11 protein-coding genes are annotated in these 21,043 nt (G+C 67.8%); 4 read left to right on the top strand and 7 right to left on the bottom strand.

All coding sequences use genetic code 11. The annotated features are described in order from the left end of the window. Positions 1–8 precede the first annotated feature (8 nt). From QHF85_RS00425 to QHF85_RS00405, 5 genes are all read right to left on the bottom strand, one after another. Positions 9–1,844 (bottom strand): penicillin-binding transpeptidase domain-containing protein, encoded by a 1,836-nt coding sequence (locus tag QHF85_RS00425; protein ID WP_281324986.1) that lies wholly within the window; start codon positions 1,842–1,844, stop codon positions 9–11. A 242-nt stretch (positions 1,845–2,086) separates the two neighbouring features. Beyond that, complete coding sequence (locus QHF85_RS00420) at positions 2,087–5,311, bottom strand: serine/threonine-protein kinase (protein WP_281324985.1); 3,225 nt, start codon at positions 5,309–5,311, stop codon at positions 2,087–2,089. Between the two features lie 44 nt (positions 5,312–5,355). Beyond that, on the bottom strand, positions 5,356–6,009 hold the full coding sequence (locus tag QHF85_RS00415; protein ID WP_281324984.1) for a hypothetical protein: 654 nt from the start codon (positions 6,007–6,009) through the stop codon (positions 5,356–5,358). Between the two features lie 129 nt (positions 6,010–6,138). Next, entirely contained in the window at positions 6,139–9,093 is a 2,955-nt protein-coding gene (locus tag QHF85_RS00410) for a protein kinase (RefSeq protein ID WP_281324983.1), read from the bottom strand. A 5-nt stretch (positions 9,094–9,098) separates the two neighbouring features. Continuing rightward, complete coding sequence (locus QHF85_RS00405; protein WP_348652702.1) at positions 9,099–10,289, bottom strand: CHAT domain-containing protein; 1,191 nt, start codon at positions 10,287–10,289, stop codon at positions 9,099–9,101. Between the two features lie 317 nt (positions 10,290–10,606). Between QHF85_RS00405 and QHF85_RS00400 the strand changes: the two genes are divergently transcribed. After that, positions 10,607–12,559, top strand: coding sequence for a caspase family protein (locus QHF85_RS00400; RefSeq protein ID WP_281324981.1), 1,953 nt, complete (start codon positions 10,607–10,609; stop codon positions 12,557–12,559). A gap of 10 nt (positions 12,560–12,569) precedes the next feature. Here the strand turns inward: QHF85_RS00400 and QHF85_RS00395 are convergent, their stop codons facing one another. Both QHF85_RS00395 and QHF85_RS00390 read right to left on the bottom strand, forming a co-directional pair. After that, positions 12,570–13,073 (bottom strand): hypothetical protein, encoded by a 504-nt coding sequence (locus QHF85_RS00395; RefSeq protein ID WP_281324980.1) that lies wholly within the window; start codon positions 13,071–13,073, stop codon positions 12,570–12,572. Positions 13,074–13,153: 80 nt separating this feature from the next. Continuing rightward, the gene (locus tag QHF85_RS00390) at positions 13,154–13,507 is read right to left on the bottom strand and encodes a DUF5684 domain-containing protein (protein ID WP_281324979.1); all 354 of its coding nucleotides are present in this window, start codon (positions 13,505–13,507) and stop codon (positions 13,154–13,156) included. Between the two features lie 267 nt (positions 13,508–13,774). Here QHF85_RS00390 and QHF85_RS00385 point away from each other — a divergent pair, with 267 nt between their 5' ends. Genes QHF85_RS00385 through QHF85_RS00375 form a run of 3 tightly spaced genes read left to right on the top strand, consistent with a single transcriptional unit; the run spans position 13,775 to position 21,020 of the window. Beyond that, positions 13,775–17,413 (top strand): hypothetical protein, encoded by a 3,639-nt coding sequence (locus tag QHF85_RS00385; protein ID WP_281324978.1) that lies wholly within the window; start codon positions 13,775–13,777, stop codon positions 17,411–17,413. Beyond that, complete coding sequence (locus QHF85_RS00380) at positions 17,410–20,226, top strand: CHAT domain-containing protein (RefSeq protein ID WP_281324977.1); 2,817 nt, start codon at positions 17,410–17,412, stop codon at positions 20,224–20,226. Before QHF85_RS00385 ends, QHF85_RS00380 begins: the two co-directional genes overlap by 4 nt. Then, positions 20,223–21,020, top strand: a complete 798-nt coding sequence (locus QHF85_RS00375; RefSeq protein WP_281324976.1) for a caspase family protein — start codon at positions 20,223–20,225, stop codon at positions 21,018–21,020. The genes QHF85_RS00380 and QHF85_RS00375 overlap by 4 nt, the downstream gene beginning before the upstream one ends. Positions 21,021–21,043: the final 23 nt, after the last annotated feature.

Raw genomic sequence — 21,043 nt, 5'->3', positions numbered from 1 at the left:
GGCGCGGATCATCGGGAGCCTCGTTCCTTGCCGGCGAAGTAGGCGCGCAGCGTGTCGTCCGCGATGGCGGTCGCGACGCGGTGATCCGCGAAGGACCGGCCCTGGACGAGGACGACGATGGCCACCTCGGGGGCGTCCGCAGGCGCGAAGCCCGCGAACCAGCCGTTCGTCTCCGGCATGCGGATGGGGCGCGCGGGCGGCTCGTCGTCCGGTGGAGCGTCCTCCGCTTTGATGTAGGCCGTGGGCATCAGGAAGAGCTCGCGCGAGTCGGACGCGCCTGGAGTGCCGGCCACGCTGGCTTGCAACCCGCCCAGCTCGCTCGCACGGGCGCGCAGCGCGGCGCGGACCCGCGCGAGATCCGCGGCTGGAACGTCCACCTGCCGCGCGGGCGCGGGCACGTCGCTCACGACGATCTGCGGCGTGCGCACGGTGCCGCCGTTGGCGAGCGCCGCGTAGGCCACCGCGAGCTGGATCGGCGTCACCCGCACGACGCCCATCCCGACCGCGGCGTTGAGGCTGTGGCCCGCGCGAAAGGGGCCCGGATCGGCGCGCTCGAACCAGGCGCGTGTCGGGACGAGCCCGGCGAGCTCTCGGCCCATCTCGATGCCGGTGGGCGCGCCGAGGCCGAATTGCTTGGCCTTGCCGACGATGGCGTCGAGCCCGAGGCGCGCGGCTTGATCGTAGAGCCACACGTTACAGTTCTCGGCGAGGGCGTGATCGAGATCGACCCGACCGTGGGTGTGCGTGCAGCGGAACAACCGGAGCCCGAGGGGGTAAAAGCCCTTGCACTCGACCGGATGCTCGGCAGCGGCGCGATCCGAGGCGAGCGCCGCCAGCGCCGTGAAGGGCTTGAGGGTCGAGCCCGGCGGCTCGGTCTGCAGAAGCGCCCGGTCGAGCTCGGAGCCCGCCGCGGGGACGGCCACGCCGCGATCGAGCAGGTTGGGATCGAACGCGGGGCGTGACGTGATCGCGAGCACGTGGCCGGTGTGCACGTCGATCAGCACCGCGGCGCCTTTGCGCTGCTCGTGACGAGTGAACGACTCGTCGAGCGCGCGTTCGAGCTCCATGTCGAGCGTCAGCGTCACGTCGTGCCCGGCGCGCGGCGCCTCGCCCGTGGGCGCCACCGGGCTTACGATCCGCCGCGACGCGGCCACGAACGCGTGGCCCGGGGAGCCGCGCAAGGTGCGATCTCGCGCGCGCTCGACGCCGGTGCGGCCGACGCGATCCCCCGGCCGTTTGCCTGGATCTTTCGCGATGTCGGCCGGCGATACCTCGTTCATGTACCCGACGGCGTGTGCGCCGAGAGAGCCGAACGGGTAGTGTCGCCCCGCGCGTTCGACGAGCTTGATCCAGGAGAGCGCGCGGTCGTCGCGGATCGCCTGAAGTCGCTCGGGATGGACGTCGCGGCGCACGAGGAGGAACTGACCGCGCTTCGCAGCGGGCACGGCGTCGAGCTTCTGGCGGAGGCGGCTGCGCTCGTCATCGCTGAGGCCGAGCGCGGCGGCGAGGCGGGGCACCTTCTCCTCGGGTCGGTCGAGCATCCGATCGGGGACGACGTAGGCGTCGACGGCGACGCGATCCTCGGCGACGACGCGGCCGCGCGCGTCGCGGATCACCCCGCGGCTCGGCGCGAGGCGCACTCGTTTCACGCTGGCGGCTTCGAGGCGGCGCGCGTGCTCTGCGCCGTGCACGACTTGCAGGTGCACGCTGCGGGCCGTGAGCCCGAGGAGCACCGCGCCGGCGAACCACGCCATGCCCCGCACGCGGCGGCCGAGGTGCTTGCGCTCGTCCGGAGCGCTCGCCGCCTCGAGGACTTCGGGGATCGGAGCCGGGTCGTCACGCATCAAAGTCCTCCGAGCAGTCTGAGCACGGCGGCAGCCTACCTCATGGCAAGCGAGAGCGCCCCGTTGGAAATAGGCAGAGCAACGCCGAGCCTGCGTTCTGAAGACCGCATGGAAAACAGGCTGATCGAAGGCGCTTCTGCGATAGGGAGGGTGCGAGCAAGACTGGACGGGACGCGATGGGAAACGACGCTGAGCGACCCGGTTGTGGCAAAAAACGTCGGTCGCCCTCGTCGTCCAGCATCTCACGTCGGCCTGCGGTCGTTCCCGTCGTCGTCACTGAGCATCTCTTCCGGCCTGTCGACGACTCCCTCCAGCGACTCGTTCACGGAGAGCACATCCATCCACCGGTCCCAGTTCGTCTTCGGGATCTCCCGCACGAGCCCCGCGATGGCATCCTTCCGTCGACCTTTCATTTCAGGAAAAACGCGACCCAGGAGGCCAAGCGCCTGAATCCCGAGGCCAGGGACCTTGCAAGCCACCGCCCGCTCCGCGAGGGTCTCCACTTCTCCCGCGTCCGGGGTTGCGCCACAGGCGATGGCGAGCGCGCGGGCCAGCATCGTCGCGAAAGACCGTCCCAGCCCATGCCATACCGAGGCTGCCCGCCCCGCGAGCGCCGCGCCGTCGGCCAGCATCCCCGCGCGCATGGCTGCTGCTGCCTCGTTCAGGCAAACCAGCGCTTCCAGGTCCAGCGCGCCGACCCGGGCGACGGCATCGACGAACTCGAGATCGGGGCCCTCCAGCTCTCCCATTCGATATCGCGCCGCGCGAATCAACCATTCGGCGCGCCCCTCCCAGTAGGGGTTCCGGCATTGCGCCGCGAGCGCCCGCGCCTCCGCGGCGCGCTCGGCAGCCTCGGCGTGGCGGAACGCTTCCAGCAATGCCGAAGCGCTGTTGAGCGTGAGCGAGATGCGCCCCGTCTTCCACGGCTCGAGCGTCGCGGCCTGCGCATGGAGCGCCGCCGCTTCCTGGAAACGGCCCTCGTGGTATCGCTGGAGCGCGCGCCCCTCGACCAAGCTGAGCTGGGCGAGCGGATGGCCGCTCTGTTCCGCCCAGGCCTCGACCTCCTCGAGCACCACCGCGAGGAGGGAAGCCGACGCGCGGGCCGCCACCGCGGTGATGCGTATTCGATGCCGTCGCCGCTCGAGCTCCGGATCCTGAAATGGTTCGATGTCGTCAGCCATTTCGAGGGCATTGAGCCCGCCTGCCCCCGGCGCAGCGAGCCCCGCGCGGAGCAGAGATTCGAGCCGACAGAGCTCAGCGCCGCGAGCTCGAGCGCGCGTGAGCTCGTAGAGGACCCGATCGAGCGCGCGTGGTGTGTACTGCGCAAAGGCGCTCTTCGACCATGTGGCCAGGATCTCCGCTTCTTCGGGCGTGGCGCCCTGTTCGCGCGCAGCCCGGAGGCCTTCGGCGAGTGCTGCCGTCGCGGCGCCCAGGTCTCCCTCGACCGCATATCGCCGCGCGGCGACGGCTGCTTCTCGCGCCGCCTCCCGGGCGAGCCCCGCGGAGAGCAGGTGATGGAGCCGTCCCTCGTCGCCGGGCTCGAGGATGGCTGCGATGGCCCGGTGCGCCTCGGCGCGCTGCGACTCATTCCACGGGAAATCCACGCGCCCGCGCCCCTCGAAACCGTCGTGCCTCTGGCGCCTCACGGCACCGCGAAGAACGAGCGCGTCACAGGCTGCCTCGACGCGCCACGGGGCGCACTGCATCACGCGCGCGAGCTGCATGAGTGTCAGGGGGCGACCGGCGAGCGTGAGCCAGCGCAGCGTCTCCTCGACGTGCAGGGGATCGTCGAGGTCGTTCGCCGTCGTTGCCGCGCTCGGAACGACCACGAGCCCCGCGTGGAGCCGGCTCAGGGCGTCACGATCGACCGCGAAAAGCGGACCGTCGCGGCGAGCGAGGCCCAGGCGTGTCCACGCGAGGAGCTCCGCCTCGATTCGCGCGGGGAGCCCGTCGGTCCGCTCCCACAAGGCCCGCGCAGCGTCCTCCCGCAGATGAAACAGTTTGTCCGGGCCAGAAAAGAGCTGCGCGAGCGCGGCCTCGTCGAGCGGCGCTACCTCCACGACCTCTTCGGACGATACCCCGGGAGGCCGCGACACGACGGCGCGGACGACGCCGCCTGGGCCCTTCCGCCGCGCGAGGATCTTTGCGGACCAGGGATCGAGCATCTCCGCGTCATCGACGAACAGGACGGCGCGCTCGCCGAGCTCCCTCGACAGCGCGTCGTCTGCCCATGCGAGCGCGCCTTCGAGTCGCAGCTCGGCTCCGCCGGCCGGTTCTCCCAGCAATGGGAGGATACTCCCGAGCGGTGCCCGCGAGGGACGCGTCCACGCCGCAGACCAACCTCGGGCCGCGAGCTCACGGGAGGCCTCCTGCATGCAACGCGAACGGCCCGACCCGCGAGGGCCCACGATATCGACGGAGCGCCCCGCCTGTACGGCCTCGACGACTTCGTGCACGGCCGTCCGACGACCGAGCCACGGGAGCCTCGCGGAAGGGTTCGTCGACTCGCCGCGAAGCGCTGCCAGCACTTCTGCAGCAGAGCCGAATCGATCCTCGATGCGTGTCGCGAGCAATCGATCGATGACCTGAGCCACGACGGCCGGCAGCTCCGGGGCGAGCTCCTCCACAGGCAGCGCCGGCTTCATGAGGCGGGCGCGCAGCATCGAAGGCACGTCTGGCGCTTCGTGGGGCACGCGACCCGTGAGCGATTCGTAAAGCATCACGCCGATGGCATAAAGGTCCGTCCGTGCGTCGACCGTACGACCGAGAATCTGCTCGGGCGCGACATAAAGCGGCGTGCCCACGAGCTGCCCTGCGCTCGTCAACCGTTCGGAGCCGGGCGCCTGCAGTTGTGAAATACCGAAATCGAGCACGACGGGGCGCCCGTCGGGACGCACGAGGACATTTTCGGGCTTGAGGTCCCTGTGCACGACGCCGGCGGCGTGGACGTGCGAGAGGGTCTCCAGAAGCGCGAGCGCCGAACCCGCGAGGGTTCGCCATGGCATGCGGCGAGGCGTCCCGGGCGGCTTCTCCGCGCCCGGGAAAGGCCGGCCTTCGACGAGCTCCATCACGAGGAAGGGCCTTCCATCGGCGATGCCTTCGTCGATCAGCCGCACGACGCCGGGATAACGCAGCATGCGCAGGGTCGTGATCTCGCGGCGGATACGGGCCAGCATGGATCCATGGGCCACGCGCATCCACTTGAGCGCGACCTGCTCGCCGAGGATGCGATCGTCGGCCGCCCATACGTCGCCGTGTGCGCCGCGGCCGAGGTGTCTGACGAGGGCATAACGATCCTCGAGGGTGCGTCCCGGTTCGTCGACGCTCGCGGAGGCGGCCTCTGAATGCTCTGGCGGATTGGCGAGGAAGGTGTCCGCCAGAGCCGTTTCATGAGCCGCGGCAGACGAGTCCTCCTCGAGTGGCTCGCTCTCCGTCTGCGTCGCGGCTGCGTCGACCGCCGGGGGCATGCCCCGAGCGTACTTGCCCTCGGCGATCGATGCAACGGGGCAGATCAGGGCGCGAAGGGCGCCGCGGGGCCGTGGTAGTTGATGCAGCCGGTGATGACGAACGTGCCGCCGGAGCTCCACGTCCTGTTGCATTCCTCGACGAACACATCGAGCGAGGAAGCTTCCTCGACCCCGACGGCGACTGCGGCGGTACGGGTGTTCCCTGCCGGCTGATATCGCGCGGGCAAGGACCAGTACTCGATGCTCGATGCCTGCGTCAAGCCCCGCACGACGAAGGCACGGCCGCGCCAATCTTCCTGGAGCACGTCGGCGACCTTGCCCGTCCAATCGAGCTGGTAGTTGCTCCCGGGGCGCTCGGGGAACGTGGGTTTGGGGAGGCGAGAGGCGGGCGGGAGCTGGGTCCAGGTCACGCCGTCATACGTGCCGCCTTGCTGGTACACGTCCGCCTGCGCCCAGACGTAAAATCCATTGGGCCTCCAGAGGCCAGGCACGCTCGCCTGCCAATCGGCGAGGGACCAATTGGCCATGGCCGCGGGGGGCGGCCGGATTTCGAGCTCGTTCTGCGGGTGGCGGAACAGGAGCCAGCGCTGGAGCTGGCCCTTGCCGTGCGCCACGGTGAATGCGTACCCGAGAAGCTCTCCCGTCCTTCGATCGACGATCTCGGCAGCGCCGAGATCGAGCAGGCCCGTTGTGGTCATCGTGTCTCCTCCGAGGTCCGATATTGCAGCCGCCATGCCAAGGCTGTCAGCTGCGAACGTGCCCGTCCCGGCTTTTCTGACGCGTCAACGCCCCGGGCCTACGTGATGACGCGACAACTGTGTGTCAGGTCACTCGTATGCGCCGAAGCTCTCGAGCCGCTCGTGAAGCTCGGCGGCTTCGGCGCCGCGACCGAGTTCGCGATAGACGAGGATGAGCGTGACCAGGCCGATCCTGTCCAACGGATCGAGCCGGAGCGCCGTCTCACACGCGGCCGCAGCCTCCTGCGCTCTCCCCAGCCGCTGCTCGACCATGCCGAGCGCGGACCACAGGTATGCGCTCTCCGGGTAGGCTCTCGTCCCGAGCTCGGCATAGGCTCTCGCCTCCGCGAGGTCCCCCTTCCACGTGAGCACATGTATCAATTCGCTGAGCGCTTCGACATTTCCCGGGCTCTCGGCCACCTGTGCACGCAGCGCTGCAATGGTGTCGTCGAGCCGGTCTTGCAGGAAGAGATCACCGAGGGCGGTGCTCGTGGGATCATAGGTCAAAGAGGCAGAGACGACGGGTCCGCATTCGGAATAGACCTCCCGCAGGAGCCGCTCCACCACCGGCGGCGTGTCTCCTTCGTAGACCATCGGCTCGCCATCGGCGCGCCTCTGATACGCGACATACTCGTCTCGTATCGCGAGTGCCCCCCTCTTCAACAGCTCCGTACGGAGAGACATGGCCGCCGGGTGATGCGCAGATATCGGGTCGAACCCCGCCTGCTCGGCGAGCTCGTTCAATCGATCCATCTTGCCGTCTTGGAGCGGCTTGAGGAGGACGACCACCATCGCGGAGGCGGTGGTGGTGGCAGGCTTCTTGCCGATCGCCTCCGTGACCTCGCGAAGGAGCGCCGAGAGATCCGCTCGATCGGTGATGGGCGTCGTCTCGTGGCGATGATCGCAACGCCGGCACCGGAGGCTCCTGCCCCGATCGCGGTTCGTCAGAATCACGAGCTCGCAGTGGCGGCAGAGCGTGAAATAGAAGGGGGTCTCGCGCAGCGTGGATGATATCCGGTGATCGCGCGTCACGCGGCGGAACACGCGGAGAAACGCGCTCGGATAATCCTTCGATTGCACGTCGTCGTAGAAATCGACGACGAACGCCCCCTCGCCCATGATGAACCGCAGGTTCACGAAGGGCATCGAAAAGCCTTGTGCTTCCTCCGGGGCGGCGTCGTGCTCGGCGGGAGGAGCGGGCTCGTCGTCGGCGGCGCTGCCTTCGGCCTCGGCGTCGCTCGGGGCATCGGTGGGCTCGGCGAGGGCCATCTGGGTGAGCTCGAGGATGTCCCGATCGAGCTCTTCGAGCTCGCGAGGGGGGACATCGGCGCCCACCTGCTCGCGCAGCGCGTCGAAGCGATCCTTTTCGCCGAGCACGAGGTAGCAAGCTTGCAGGGCGACGAGCCATCTGCGGCTGGTGTATCCCTGTTGGTACGCATGATTGAGGGCGGCGAGGGCCGTGGGCAGTTGCTTTTGAAGCAGGTGAACTTCGGCCAGGAGGACGAGCAGGAGGCCCGAGCTCGGAGCCGCGCGCAGCGCGCATTTCAGGGCGGTCTCGGCCTCGGCGTATTGTTTCAGATCTTTGTGCGCCTTCCCGAGGTTCGCCCACGCGTGGTACGACTCCGGGTGTTTCCTCGCGAATGGACGGAGGCAATCGACGGCATCCTTTGGCCTTCCGGCCTCGAGGTAAACGGTGCCCAGGTTCGAAACGACGCCCTCCACCCTGTCCTCGGGCACCTCGGCCAGGAGGTCGGTGTAGATCCGAATGGCCTCGTCGAAACGCTTCAGCCGCTTGAGCGAGAGCGCGAGCTCGCTCAGGCAGCCCTGCCGCATCTCCGTGGACAGGTCATCTCTCAGCACGGCCTCGAAGCAATGAAGGGCCTCTTCGTCCCGATCGAGCAGCGAGAGCGCCGTGCCCCGGGTCATTATCAACTCGGCGTTCATGAGGTCCGGCGGGGCCGCGTCGAGCTCGGCGAGCGCTTGCTGCGCTTCACCGTGCTCCAGGAGGTTACGTACGCGCAAGCCAAGAATGCCACGCTCCCGGTCCTCCCGGGGCTCATGTTGCTTGTTTTGGCTCTCCTCCGCTGCTTTCCTCGCGCGGGAGAGCAGGTGCATCAGATGACTCGCCGGGTCGATTTCCACGATCTGCTCGGCGATGGCTGCAAACCCCGAAGGCCGGTCCTCGGGTCTCTTTGCCAGGGCGCGCAGCGCGAGGTTCATGGCGTCGGCCATCGTCCCTTCGACGGGAAAACCCTCCGGCAGTCGAGGGTCGTCTTCGCGATGCGCCCTCTCCCACCCTTCGCGCGTCGTCGCGGAGAATGGCGTCGTCCCTGTCAGCATCTCGTAAAAGAGCGCGCCGAACGCATAGACGTCCGATGCGTGCGACGACTCTTTGCCTTTCTCCCAGAGCTCCGGGGCGCGGTAGGCCCACGTCGCCTCCAGCGCTTCACCGCTGTCCGGGTCGGTGACGATCCGCGCGAGGCCGAAGTCCGAGACATGAACCATCCCATCCCAGACGAGCAGGTTTTCCGGCTTGAGATCGCCGTGCACGAGGCCGGGGATCCGCTCCTCGGCGTAACCCAGGCCCCTCGCGGCCTCCCCGGCGAACCGAAGCGCGAGGTCGATGGGGAGAGGCCCCCGCCGGAGAAGGTCGCGCAGGGTCACCTCGCCCGAGGGGCCGGGCCCCACCGCCGGCATGAGCACGAAGGGCAGGCCATTGAAATGATGGAGCCCGGCTGCCGGCATGATGTGCTCCAGGCCCGTCAGCCGTATCCAGACGCTGACCTCGCGCTCGAACGCGCTCCGGGTCGCGCGGTTGAAGAAGAACCGCTTCTGATAGGTCTTGAATGCGAGCCTCGGCCCGTCCTCCGAGACGCTCCGGCAAATGTAGACCTCACCCATCCCTCCACGCTTGATCTCGAGGATCTCGTAGTTGTTGCCGAGCCGCCCGAGCGCCCCCGGAGCGGCGTCCGGGCCAGCGAAAAGGGCGTCCGACGCGAGAGGATCGGGGGGCGCCAGCGGATCACCGGGTGTTACGTTTGCCATGACAGTCACTCCAGTTCGATACCGGGTGTGTGGAGAAGCGGTCCGTCGGCAACTGCCGGCAGATGGCGGATGACTTGAACGAGCTGCGAAAAATCCTCCCCGAGAATGGATTGCAGGCTCCTCATCGTCGATCCGCCCGACTCGATCACGCCGAGCAGCAGATGCTTGTCCGTGATCATCGGGCACCGGTCGAGTCGCGCCGCCTCTTGTGCCTTCTTGACCTGATCGAGATCGCCCCACGCGAAGGGGACGAACGACATCCCTTCGCCCGGAAGCTTCTGGGTGACGTAATGGATCAATCGATTGCGCAGCAAGGTGGAAAGCCCGGGCCTCACGCGTTCGAAGCAGCTCACCGGCCGGTGGAGGCCGAGGAGCACGAGCAGGAGGCTCGGCGTCAAGAAGCGGAGATTCTGGCGCTCCATGTCTCTCTTCGCGAGGTCCAGGATCGCGAGCACGCGCTCGTCGATGGGGACCCGCAGGGCCGTGTCGCGTGTGCTCGCTGGAACGGTCGAATCGGCGAGGAAAACCCGCGCATCCATCGCGCTTTGGCGTGTCAGGAGCTTCGGCACCTTGCCGTCGCCGAGTCCAGCCAGATCGATCTGGTTCCGGCCCAGGTCGAAGGCCTTGTGCACCGATTCCCCGAACGCGAGCCCCTGGTAGAACGCCCACGCAAAGTTGATGGCTGCCGCGTCCTGGATTGATTGGCTCATGCCGATCACGGCGTCCACGTGGGGCCGGATCGCCTCCGCCTGGGCGGCGGAATGGCATGCATTCAGCACCACACAACGAACATCGCCCAGAATCCCGAACAGGTTGGCCAATGCGGCAGCCGGGATCGGCTCCGCCCTCCCAGCGTCGTTTTCGACCAGGATCTCGCCGGCCGTGGGATCCTCGTCTTGCTCGTGGGCCGGCAACATCTCTCGGGTGACGTCGGACCTGGGTGCGCTGCTGATTCGCTCTCCTCGTCCGTGCCCGGAAAAGTGTACGATCTGTGGCCTATGTCGAAGGAGCGCTGCCTGAAGATCGCTGACGCGCACGGCCCACTCGGGTACGAAATCGAAGCGCTCGCGCTGCGGCGAAGCGCGAAGGCGCTCCGTGATCTCGCGGACCTCACGCCCCAAGGCCACACGCGTGGTATCGGAAGGGTTCGCTCCGAGGAACAGGATTTTGATCTTCGAGGGTGCGATGGTCGGCATGGGTGGGACGAACGCGGCTCGCGGCCCACTGCGGGCGGCGTCAAAGCGACGAGGATACACGGTTCGCGCTCAGGTGCTCAATGCTTCACACCGAAGATGGGTGGAAATAGCAACCTGCGTGCCAGGTTTCGGCCGCGGAGCGCCGAGGCTCGCCTCGCGCCGCTGGGCCTCGTCTGACGCGTCAGCACACGGGATGGACGTCGGCGCGAGGCGGTTGTATCCCGACCATCAAGTCCAGGGCGTCCTTTACGAACGGCGGGGTTTCTGGTCTCATGACGCCAAGAATGAATCCCCCGCCCCGCTACCATGTGCTTCTGGTGGGTATCGACGCCTATGAGCGGGTCGAGCCTCTCCGTGGGTGCGTCAATGACGTCGATGCGCTGGAGGCTCTCTTCCTCGATAGGCTCTCCGTGCCGGCCGAGGCGATCACCAAGCTCGTCGCGCCCCACCCCGGTTCGTCGCGACGATCTCGCGTGCCGGAGGAGCGCGCCACGGCCGAGCGGCTCCGCGCGGCGCTCGAGGTGCTCGCGGGGGATCGGGTGGGTGCAGGGGATCGGGTCTTCATCCATTACTCGGGGCACGGCACGCAGGTGTCGCCTCGCGGCACACGCACCACGCGCGAGGCGCTCGTGCCGGTCGATGCGCTCGCGGGTGGAAGCTTGCTCTTCGATGACGAGGTCAACGACGTGCTCCGTCGTATTGCCGCGCGCACCGGTGACCTCACGGTCGTCCTGGATTGTTGCTGCTCCGCGGGCGCGACGCGCTCCGCTTTGCGCCCAGAGGACAGCGCCATTCGTTTTTGCCCTGTGGACGACGATCCCGACCTGCTCTCTCCCGTGTCGCTGCGAGGTGGGGGGGAGCTCGATGCGGGGCTCCTCTCGTCGTTCGATCCCTCGGATCCTGGTTTCCTGGTCGTCGCGTCCGCGCAATCGAGCGAACCCGCGCACGAGGGGCTCGATGCCGGTGGTATTCGCCACGGGGCATTCACGGCGGCGCTCCTCGACTTGCTCGCCCGAGAGCCCGACGAGAGGATCCATGCCCTCCGCTGGACGGATGTCTGGCAAGCCCTCCGCGCGCGCGTCACGTCCTCGTTTCCGAGCCAGCACCCATGTCTCCTCGGGCGTCGCGAGAGGCGCCTGTTCGGCGGACCCTTCCGGAGGCAGGACCCCGGGTATCCGGTCAGCGAGATCGACGGGGAATACCAAATTCATGCAGGAGCGCTGGTCGGGCTCGGCCCGGGGGCCACGGTCGCGATCTACGGGCCGACGCCAGAGGTTTTCCCGCCCTTACATTCTCCCGAAGACCTCGGCGCGAGGCGCGGGCTCCTGCGCGTCGAGAGCGCGACCCTCTCGTCTGCCATGGCGGTGCCCGTCGGGGGCGCATTTCGCGTCGGCGAGGGGGCGAGGGGTCGTCTCGTCAAACCAGGGAAAATGGACGCTCTGGTCGTGGGCCTCGATCCCTTCGACGACGAGCTCGCGCGGTGGCTCTCGGCGGAGGGACCGTTCTCGGTCGTGCCTGCCGAAGGGCGCGGGGAGCGTGCGTGGGAGGTCTTCGTGGGTCGTTCGCCCGATGGGCGACGCTGGATTGGCGACGTGGTGTACGGGCTCGACGCGGCCGGATCCGAGGGGGAAGCCCCGCTCGCGTGGGTGCCGGGGGAGGACCGACACGCGCTCCTCCGAGCTCTTTTGCATTATGCACGTTACAACCTGCCGCTTCGCCTCGTTCGGCGATGCCATGATTGGCCGGGCATCCTGCGCATGCGGGTGCTCGACGCGCGGAACGTTGGAGAGCTTGCGCCCGAAGAGCTCGCCGACCCGCCCCTCCCCGAGGCGGAGCCCGATCCCGGGCGCCGATATCGGTATCGGGTCGTCGATGGTGAGCCGGTGTGTTTTTCCGTGGAGAACCGCTCGTCGACGCCCATCTTTGCGCAGGTGATCAATTGCGCCGCGAGCGGGCGGGTCGAGCTCCTCGGACAAACGCAGCTCGAGGTCGCGCCCTGGCGGCGGCAGGCGTTCTGGCTGCGAGGGCATCTCGGGCGGGCATTTTCGTGCAGGGTCTCGGCGGGTCGGTCGTCCAATGTCGACCGGCTCGTCGTCGTGGGGACGACGTCTCCCGAGGTGGACTTCGGGTACTTGCGGGTCAAAGAGTCGTTCGAGGAAGCGAGCCGCGGGGCTCGGAGGGATATGTTGCTGGACGAGGAGGCGCCCGCGGAGCGGTGGACGGCGACGATGGTGGCGGTCGAGATCGTCAGGGACGTGGGCAGGCCCTGAAGAACGCGGCTCAGAACGAGACCGTCGCGTTCGCCCCCAGAAACGTGTTGTTTTTCTGGAACGACGCCGCCGGCACCACGTTGAAGCTCACGTCATTCGACTTCGAGCTTGCGCTCGCGGCGTATTTGGATCGGCCCCACGTCGCGAAGCCCCAGGCCATCAGCGGCACCCCGATCGTCGCTGGGAGAAAGACCCCCAAGCAATATGCGGCTCCTCCCCTGTCGCATTGCGGTGCGCCGACGACGATGTTCGCGACGCCGTAGCCGGTGAGCAGGGTGCCGATCGTCGCAGCCACGTTCCCCGGATGATCGATGTCCGTGACGTTCCGGGCCGCGATCGTCTCGTTTCCTGCCCGCGTCTCGACGAGGAGCATATCGTCCGCGGAGGAGACGATCTTCCCCTCGATCTCGGGCTCGTTGATCCTCGAAATGGTGGCGGTCGTGCCGCAGCCCATCGCAAGCGCTGCGAAGGGGGCACAGAGGAGCATCATCGCGTAACGAATGTCGTGAAGCATGGTACCTCTCGAGAATGGGTCGAGTGTCTTGTCATTGCTCAGAGCAGCTTCCGTGCCTGGCAGGTGGCGACGGTCGGCCATCAAGCCACGGCGCCGTACCATTTCTCCTCCTCGCGGAACGCGAGCAGCGGGAGAAAAATGAACGGCAACATGACCAGGCCGAGACCAAAAAGAAAGCCCTTGCGGAAGGCGCCCGCGAGCCGGAACAGCGCCAGGGCGTAGACGGGCAAAATGCCGTACGGCACGAGGAGCGCGAGCAGCCAGAACCCTGACATCCCCGCGACGTTCAGCAGGACGTAGCTATTGTAGAGCGGAATCAAGATCGCCCATCCGGGATGGTTCGCCTTCTTGAAGATCCCCCACAGGGATGCGAAGATCGCAACCATCAGTGTAATGATGCTCAGGCTGACCAGGATCCCCAGGACGTTGTTCATGACGAACTCCTCTCCGCTCCGCGTCTCTCCACCTCTGTCAGCAAGCTCCATGCCGGTTGCTCCGGACCCCAAAAGGGCTCGTCTCGGGCATCGCTGACGCGTCAGTGAACGGAGCTGACGCCGGGAAGGGCGGGCTGATGCGTCAATCGCCCCGGGCTCGTGGTCGCGCACGTTCGTCCCGGCCCCGGATGGGAATCCCCGCTGGCACGTCCGGTGCTCTATCGAGGGATAGACCGGGAGCGGTTTGGCGTGATACAAGGAAAAACCATGCGAATCTCGAGAGCAATCCTTCTGCTTGCCCTCTTCGTGCTCACGCAAGCGTGCGGCGCTGCAGGTGCTGGAAAGGCGGCGGTCGTCGCCGCCTCTGCCGCCTCTCCCGCCCCTGCCGCCAAGGTTCGCGTGACGGAGCTTTCGGGGTGTAGCGGCGACAGGTTCCGTATCGACCTCCTCGATGCGATCGAAAAACTCCCGCAGGACACGCTCGACGCGCAACGCGAGCAGCTGCGGGACTGGATCTTCACGGTCACGCTGGGGCGCCTGGCGGAGCGCAGCGGGGCCGACGAGGTGCTGGCCGGGGTCGCTGACGCGCCGCTCGTGCGCGACGACGCGCTCGCGCACGTGCTCCACATGCAATCGGGGCCCACACGCTCGACGTCGACGAAGAGCGGCGGAGCCGTCGTCCTCGTGGAGGCGGCCGATGCGGAGACGATGGCCGCGGACGTGGCCGAGGCGGTCGACCAGGAGGCGCTCCACCTCGGGAGCACTCCGGCAGAGACGCAGGTATACCAGTACGTTTTCCTGCCCGAGGTGGCGCGCGCGGACGTGTGCGCGATGAAGCCGCTTTCGCGGGCCGAGCTGGAAAGCGCGGCGCAGCGGCATCGCCAGGCGACCATCACCACGCTCGCGGAGCTCGAGAGGTTTCTCTCGGGCGGCGTCGATCTTCTCGCGGCAGAGTGCACCGAAGCGGGCCTCACGGTGACGGGGCGGCAGCGGCCGCGCACCAAGCAGACGCCCATTACCGTGGAGCACATTGCCGCGCTCGCGCAGGCGCGGGGCACCCGGTACATCCCGCTCGAACGTTTCGGGTTTTCCCTCGACAAGGTATCGAACCGGGCGCAGCTCGACGCGAATGCCCGGCAGCTCGAGTCGTTGCGAGCGCCCATCGAGATACAGCCGCCCGACATCCAGATCCTCCTCGCATGGAAGCGCCAGAACCCCGGCGTGCCCATGCAGGCGTTGATGATGTCGCTGCAGCTCCAGGAGAAATCGCTCGGCAGGCCGGGCTTCTCGCTGGATCCGCACACGAGCCCGTCCTTCGCGGGGCGCGTGCTCGACGACGTCATCGCTGCGTTTCCGGATGTCCAGAAGGTAGCGGCCATCCTTCGCGGGCTCGACGAGGACGAGCGCGCCGAATCGCTGCTCGACCTCGCGAGCTCGACGAACGAGCCATTCGCGCTCGAAGCCAAGGAGGCGCTCGTCGCGGCGCGCAAGAAACTCCAAAAGGCGACCCCCGAGGAGGCCGAGTCGATCCTCTCCGCGACGCTCCCGAGATCGCTCGGTAACTCCGTCGCCGAGGATCTGATGCAGGTCGTCCGGCAAGAGAGCACGCAGCAGTGCGCGCGTTACGACGGGCCGCTCTTCGGCACCGCGACCGGGATGACGTTCTTTTATACCGATCTCCTCGCGAAGATCTGGTACATCGACTGGAACGGGGCCGCTCCGGAGCGTCGCATCGAGGGTTTCCAGAGCGCGATTCACGAGGCGCCCTCGACGACGTCCTGCGACGACATGGCCGGGAAGAACACCCGGATGTGGTTCGGCGTGCGCGAGGAGAACTTCACGCGGGAGGCTTCGGGCGCAGTCCATTTCGGGCCGGTAGCCACCCGGATCTTCGCCAGGAGCTCGAACGTCGGGGCCAGGCAGGAGGAGTTCGAGGCCACCGTCGCGGCGAAGCGCTTCGTCCAATGGTGGGACGACCATTTCGCGGCCATCGCTTCATGGGAACCTCAGTACGAGGTCCTCAACCAGCTCATGAAGTGGTCCGTGGTGATCCAGAATGCCGTTGTCGCCGGGAAACACGCGTGTCTCGCCCCCCTCGACAGTGCCCCGGTCCGGAGCGATCACCGGATCGACAAGTGGGTCGCCGAGACGAACGACCTTCGGTGGCACGGTCCGGTGAGCCTTCTTCCGCCGCCCAAGGGCGTCGCGAAGCGGCCGGATGATCCGGAGTGCATGGATCTCTTCGAGTCCCGGCATTATTCCGCCTGCGGGAACGACACCCGGAGTATCGCCGGCGGCGTCAGCGCCGCGAGCTTGGGGATGGTGCAAGCGAAGAAGACGCGCGCCGTCACGACGCCCGCTCAGTTCGGGCGCCTGGGCGCGGAGACGGCGCCCGTCGTCGTGGACGCCGGGCGCGTCCGATTCGATACGGTTCGTCGCAGCGGCGGCACGCTGGAAAAGGTCAGCATCGAGAGCCAACCGACGAAGACCAGATTCACCGCCGAGATCCGCACCGAGGTCTCGCAGGTCGGCGTCACGTCCGCGTGGGACAAACGAACGCCGATCAAGCACATCGACAAGTCCGTCGAGATCAAGGACAAGGCGCTCGTCGCCACGGAGCGCAAGAACGGGCTCGTCAGCGCAGAGCTCCGGATCTCCGACAAGAGGGCGGGGGACGTCGAGGTGAAGCTGGGGTTGGGGACCGTGCTCGAGGTGAAGGCGAAGGCGCAAAAGGTCACCGAGCGCATGTCGGCGGACGGCGTCCATCTCACCGACGCGGCCCTCGTGCTCGGGCCGCCGGGCACGGTCATGCGCCTGGACGATGGATCCATCGTGTGGCGGACCGAGATCGGGGGAGCCACGAAATGGGTGCACATGGAATCGGGCCCTGGCAATCGTGGTCCCCCGTCGAGCGGGGTCGAGGCGAGCTTCTCGGTGGGCGTGCCCGACGGGGCGTCGCACCGCCCAGGAAGCCCCCAGGCGTTCCGAGCCCCTGTCGCGCTGGTGTCGATCCTCTCCCAGGGGGCGGCCAAAGCCCTGCTGAAAGAGCGGAAAGGCGAGCCCATCGAGGACCGGGACCCGACGCTGGCCATGGTGAAGGGCAAGCTCGGGAGCAGCGACATCGACGGCGCAATGAAGGCGCTCGACCAGAGCCCTTCGCCGGCGGCCCGCGCATACGTGCTCGACCACGCGCTCGGGACAGGCAATGACACGATGAGCGGGCGGGTGGTGGAGCAGGCCATTCGCAAGGGAACGTCCCCCGCCGAGCTTTCATCGTATGGGGAGAAGCTCCAGAGGGAATCCGTCGTCCGCGCGCGTGAAGGCCGCGATGCGAGCGCGCTCGAGCAGCAGGTGATGAGGCTCGCGATCGCCGAGGCCAGGCTTCGATCGCCTGGACCCGCCGAGGCGTCGCTGGGGGGCACGGCAAAGGGAGAGGTCGCGGTGTATGCGCCTGCGTCCTATTCGGTCATGGCCGAGCTTCCGCCGGCGGTGCACCCGCCTCGAAAGGTCGTTCTCCCCGAGGAGGCGTACGTGACGCGTGCGATCTACCATGCGGCGCCGCAGCGTTTGCCCGCGGAGATCGAGGTGGGCGGCACCAAGTACAAGCAGCACGCGCCAGGGAAGGACGCATCCCTGGAGTATGGCGCGGTCGGCTCGCCGTTCCGCCTGCTCTTCGGCGTGAGGCGCCCGATCCGGGTGGTTGTACCCTGCAATGATCACGACCCGGCGGTCGTTCCCTGCCACGAGCGGCCCTCGCCCGAGCAATTGCAGAGGTACGAGGAGACGATGAAATGCGATCTGGACGGCGATCGACGGCTCACGACCGCGCCGGAGCGTGATTGCCTCGACGCGCTGCGCAAGCGCAGGGACGCGGCAGCGGCGGGGACGGCCCCGAAGGCGCCATGAACGATACGAGACAGGCGGCCGGGGAGCGCGCTTTCGATGCTCTTGCGGCCGCGCTCGGCGGGTTCGTCGCTGCACCTGCGGATGCGGGTGCAGCGCGCCGCCTTCTGCCCTTGCTCGATGCACTCTTTGCATCCGCGGCCGTCCGCGGGAGGAGCGCGCTTCGCGAGCTCGACGCGCTCCTCGCGAGCAAGGCCGAGGTTTTGCCGGCGGTCGACGCGTGGCTCGCGCTGGTGCGTCTCCACCTCGCGCGCCGGAAGGAACACGCGTCGGCGCTCGCGGCGCTCGATGTCGCGCTCGATGCTGCGCCGCCACGCGCGCGATGGCTCGTCGCCTCCGAGGCCGCCCGCGTCGTGTGGCTACGCGAGGGGCCCGCCATTGCCTGGGACCGAATCCGCCTCCTCGAGCCGGTCCCCGCGGAGGAAAGCTGGCAAGAGGAGAGTCCGCTGGTCGTCTCTGCCATTCTCACGCGTATCACGCTCGCCGCGGCACGAGGGGCCCGGGACGTACACGATCGAATTTCGGTCGAAGCCCAGGCCATGTGGCCCGCGGACCATCCCTCGGCCTTGCGCGTCGCCCTGGCCCTCGCGGAGGACGCGATTGCGCGAGGCAACTTCCGCGATGCATTGCGCCGCCTTGGGGCGATCGAGGGCGCAGCTCGGGGACATCTGCGCGTGCAGCTGCTCTGCGCCAGATTGCATGCGCTCGTGAGCTCCGGCAGGGGATCGAGCCGCCATGCGCGCGCGACGTACCGCGCATTCCGCGAGGCCACGCGGGCGCCGCTGGTGCCAGGTTTCGAGCTGCCCGCGGATCACCTGCGCGCCCTGGAGGATCGCGCTCGGCAAGCCGCGCGCGCCGCGGGTTTATGTCGTGCGGGTCGAGCTCCCACGACCACGCTATCCCGCTTGCTCCACCGGGAGCGTGAGGCGCGTCGGTTCAAGGATCCCACGCGTCGCATTCCAGCCTTGCGGAGGGTCCTCCGTCGCGCCGAGGCGCTCCTGCTTCGCCCCGAGGCCGCGGTCCATCCCGAGGAGCTCGTGCGCCTGAAGCTGCTGTGGTGCAGGCTCCTGGTGGATCTCGATCAGAACGACATGTTCGATACGTGCGAACGTATCCTCGAGCAGGCCCTCATGGCCGCCGAGCGGCTCGACCTCGATCCATTACGCATGCTCACCCTCGACCAGCGCGCGGTGCTCCGCGCCCGCAAAAGCCCTCCGGACTGGAAAGGCGCGGTGACGGACAGCACCGGCGCGGCCTCGATTGCGCTGAAGATACTCGCGGAGAACGCCGATCCCGGCGCGAAGAAGGGCAGGGAGCGGTCGCTGCTCGCGAGCCTCTTGCCCGTCATCGACCGGGTGATCGATCTTCATACCGAGGGCGCGCTGCGGATCGTCGGTCGCCACCGCGAGCTCGTCGAGACGCCGCTCGGCGCGCCCGAGCCGCACCTCGATGCCGACACGCCGAGGGGGAGTTTTCTTCGATTCGGCCGCGTCCTCCACACGTTCGCCGAGCAATCGCAGGCGCTCGCGCTCGCGGAGGCCCGAATCGCCTTCGAGGACGGCCGCACCGTGCCGCACCGATTCGCGGTTGCCATGGAAGGGGAGGCGCGGATCGTCGTCGACGCTCTCTGTCAGAAGCTTCGCCCCGAGGACGCCGTACTCCAGTATTTCGTCTTCGGTCGGTACGTGCTCGTGTTCGCCTACGGTCCTCGCTTTTTCGAATGGCATGTCACGGCCATTCCGGAGGCCGAAGGGAGCCCTCGTTTGGAGCCCGCCCATCGCAGGCTCGACGAGCTCCTTCGTGCGCTCCGCGGGTGGACGCAGGGCGAGGGCCACCCGGAGGACGACGCGGCGCTCGCCGAGCTCCATGCCTTGATTTTGCCGGCCAAGATCGATGACGCGCTGGCCATGGCCGGCGTGCGCCACCTGCGGATCGTACCCCATGATGTCCTTTACCGGATTCCCTTCGGCAGGCTCGTCACGAGGGAAGGCCCGCTCCTGCACCGTTTCTCGATGAGCCTGCACCCGACCGGCCAGCTCGCGGCGGAGAGCGCGGAGGCGGGGCGTGCCCAGCTCGGGCGGCGGCCCGTTCTGGGGTTTTTCTTCGGTCCGCAGGTGGATTGTGCCGCGGAGGAGGAGCAGGCCATCCGTTCGGGCGCTGGGGCCATCGCCTCGCTCGCGCGGGTGGAAGCGGTCGACGGCGCTGCGACGAGCCTCGCAGAGCTCCTCGGACGAGCGCCCGGGTTCGATCTCTTGCACTTTCTCTGTCATGGCGATGAAGGAGGTGGCTTCGGACGCTCGCCGGCCTTGCGCCTCGGTATCGAGGAGAACGGGCGCCTCGAGTTGCCAGGCGTGCTTCGAATGCCGCTGCGCCGCTGCGAGCTCGTGGTCCTCCAAAGCTGCTGGACCGGGTGGATGGACCATCGACGAACCAACCCCGTGCAAGGTTTTCCTCAAGCATTCTGTGATGCGGGGGCAGGAGCGGTGATCGCCCCGCTCACGAAGATCCCGCAGCTCCTCGCGCCGCTCTTCGCGGAGGTGCTCTACCGGGCATTGCGCTTTTTGCCCGCGGAGCAGGCATTGCAGCGCACGCTGGAGGTGCTCCGCACCCACGGCAGCACTCTGGTCGCGCAAAATCCTGATGCAAGCAAAGCGCTCGGGGAGCATGGCTCGATGGACTCGTTCGAGTATCGTTACATGGGCGCGACGGGGCTCCGGTTCGGGGGGTTCGTCTCTCGCGTCGTGGGCCGTCTGTCGTTCTGGTGGTGGGAGCGAGGGCTCCGCCGGGCCCGAGGCACGAAGGAGAGGTCATCATGATTCATGCCGTCATCGTCGGGATCGACGCGTACCAGGATGCATCCATCCCCCGGCTTTCGTGCGCGCGGTCCGATGCTCGTGCGCTCCATGGCCTCCTCGAGCGTCGTATTCCGTCAGGCGAGCGGAACGTGGTTCTCCTCGAGGACGAGCGGGCCACGCGGCGGAACATCATGGCGACGATTGGCGATGAGCTTCCGAGCATCGTCGAGGCGGGCGACACGGTGCTGCTTTACTTCGCCTGTCACGGGAGCCCCGAACGACGTTCCTCGCGAGATCGCCGTTCCCTCTATCTCATCCCCCACGACACCGACTATCAGCGCATTTACGCCACCGCGATCGACATGGACCGCGACGTACCCGGCTGGCTCGAGCGGCTCTCGGAGGCGGGGGCCAAGCTCGTCGTCCTTCTCCTCGACACGTGCTTCAGCGGCGCCGCGGGGGGGCGCACCTTCACCGGGCCCGTCCTGCAGAGCAGCCCCAAGATCCCGGGATATCTCGAATTCGACGATCCCGATCCCCTCACGTTCCGGGACCTCGACCTCGGTCAGGGGCAGGCCATTTTCTCCGCTGCGGATCGAGACCAGGTGGCGATGGAGAACCTCGGCGTGGGCCATGGCGTCTTCACGTATCATCTGCTCAAAGCTCTCACGAAAAAGCGTGACGGGGCCCGCACGGTCCACCTCGGGGTCCTCTACGCAGAGGTCTGTGATGACGTACGCACTGCCACGGGCGAACGTCAGGAGCCGGTGCTCAGCACGCGGCTGAAGAATGCGCGCCTTCCTTGTCTGGCGTGACCGCTGCCGCTTCCCCTTGCCCC

This window comes from Polyangium sp. 6x1, assembly GCF_029946515.1.
Taxonomy (GTDB): domain Bacteria; phylum Myxococcota_A; class Polyangia; order Polyangiales; family Polyangiaceae; genus Polyangium.
Note: the sequence above shows the minus strand (reverse complement) of the source record. Positions and strands in the feature narration are given on the sequence as shown.

Coding starts and splice junctions, on each gene's coding strand:
- QHF85_RS00375 (WP_281324976.1), top strand. CDS start 20,223: ATGATTCATGCCGTCATCGTCGGGATCGACGCGTACCAGGATGCATCC.
- QHF85_RS00410 (WP_281324983.1), bottom strand. CDS start 9,093: ATGGCAAACGTAACACCCGGTGATCCGCTGGCGCCCCCCGATCCTCTC.
- QHF85_RS00380 (WP_281324977.1), top strand. CDS start 17,410: ATGAACGATACGAGACAGGCGGCCGGGGAGCGCGCTTTCGATGCTCTT.
- QHF85_RS00425 (WP_281324986.1), bottom strand. CDS start 1,844: ATGCGTGACGACCCGGCTCCGATCCCCGAAGTCCTCGAGGCGGCGAGC.
- QHF85_RS00405 (WP_348652702.1), bottom strand. CDS start 10,289: ATGCCGACCATCGCACCCTCGAAGATCAAAATCCTGTTCCTCGGAGCG.
- QHF85_RS00385 (WP_281324978.1), top strand. CDS start 13,775: ATGCGAATCTCGAGAGCAATCCTTCTGCTTGCCCTCTTCGTGCTCACG.
- QHF85_RS00395 (WP_281324980.1), bottom strand. CDS start 13,073: ATGCTTCACGACATTCGTTACGCGATGATGCTCCTCTGTGCCCCCTTC.
- QHF85_RS00420 (WP_281324985.1), bottom strand. CDS start 5,311: ATGCCCCCGGCGGTCGACGCAGCCGCGACGCAGACGGAGAGCGAGCCA.
- QHF85_RS00415 (WP_281324984.1), bottom strand. CDS start 6,009: ATGACCACAACGGGCCTGCTCGATCTCGGCGCTGCCGAGATCGTCGAT.
- QHF85_RS00390 (WP_281324979.1), bottom strand. CDS start 13,507: ATGAACAACGTCCTGGGGATCCTGGTCAGCCTGAGCATCATTACACTG.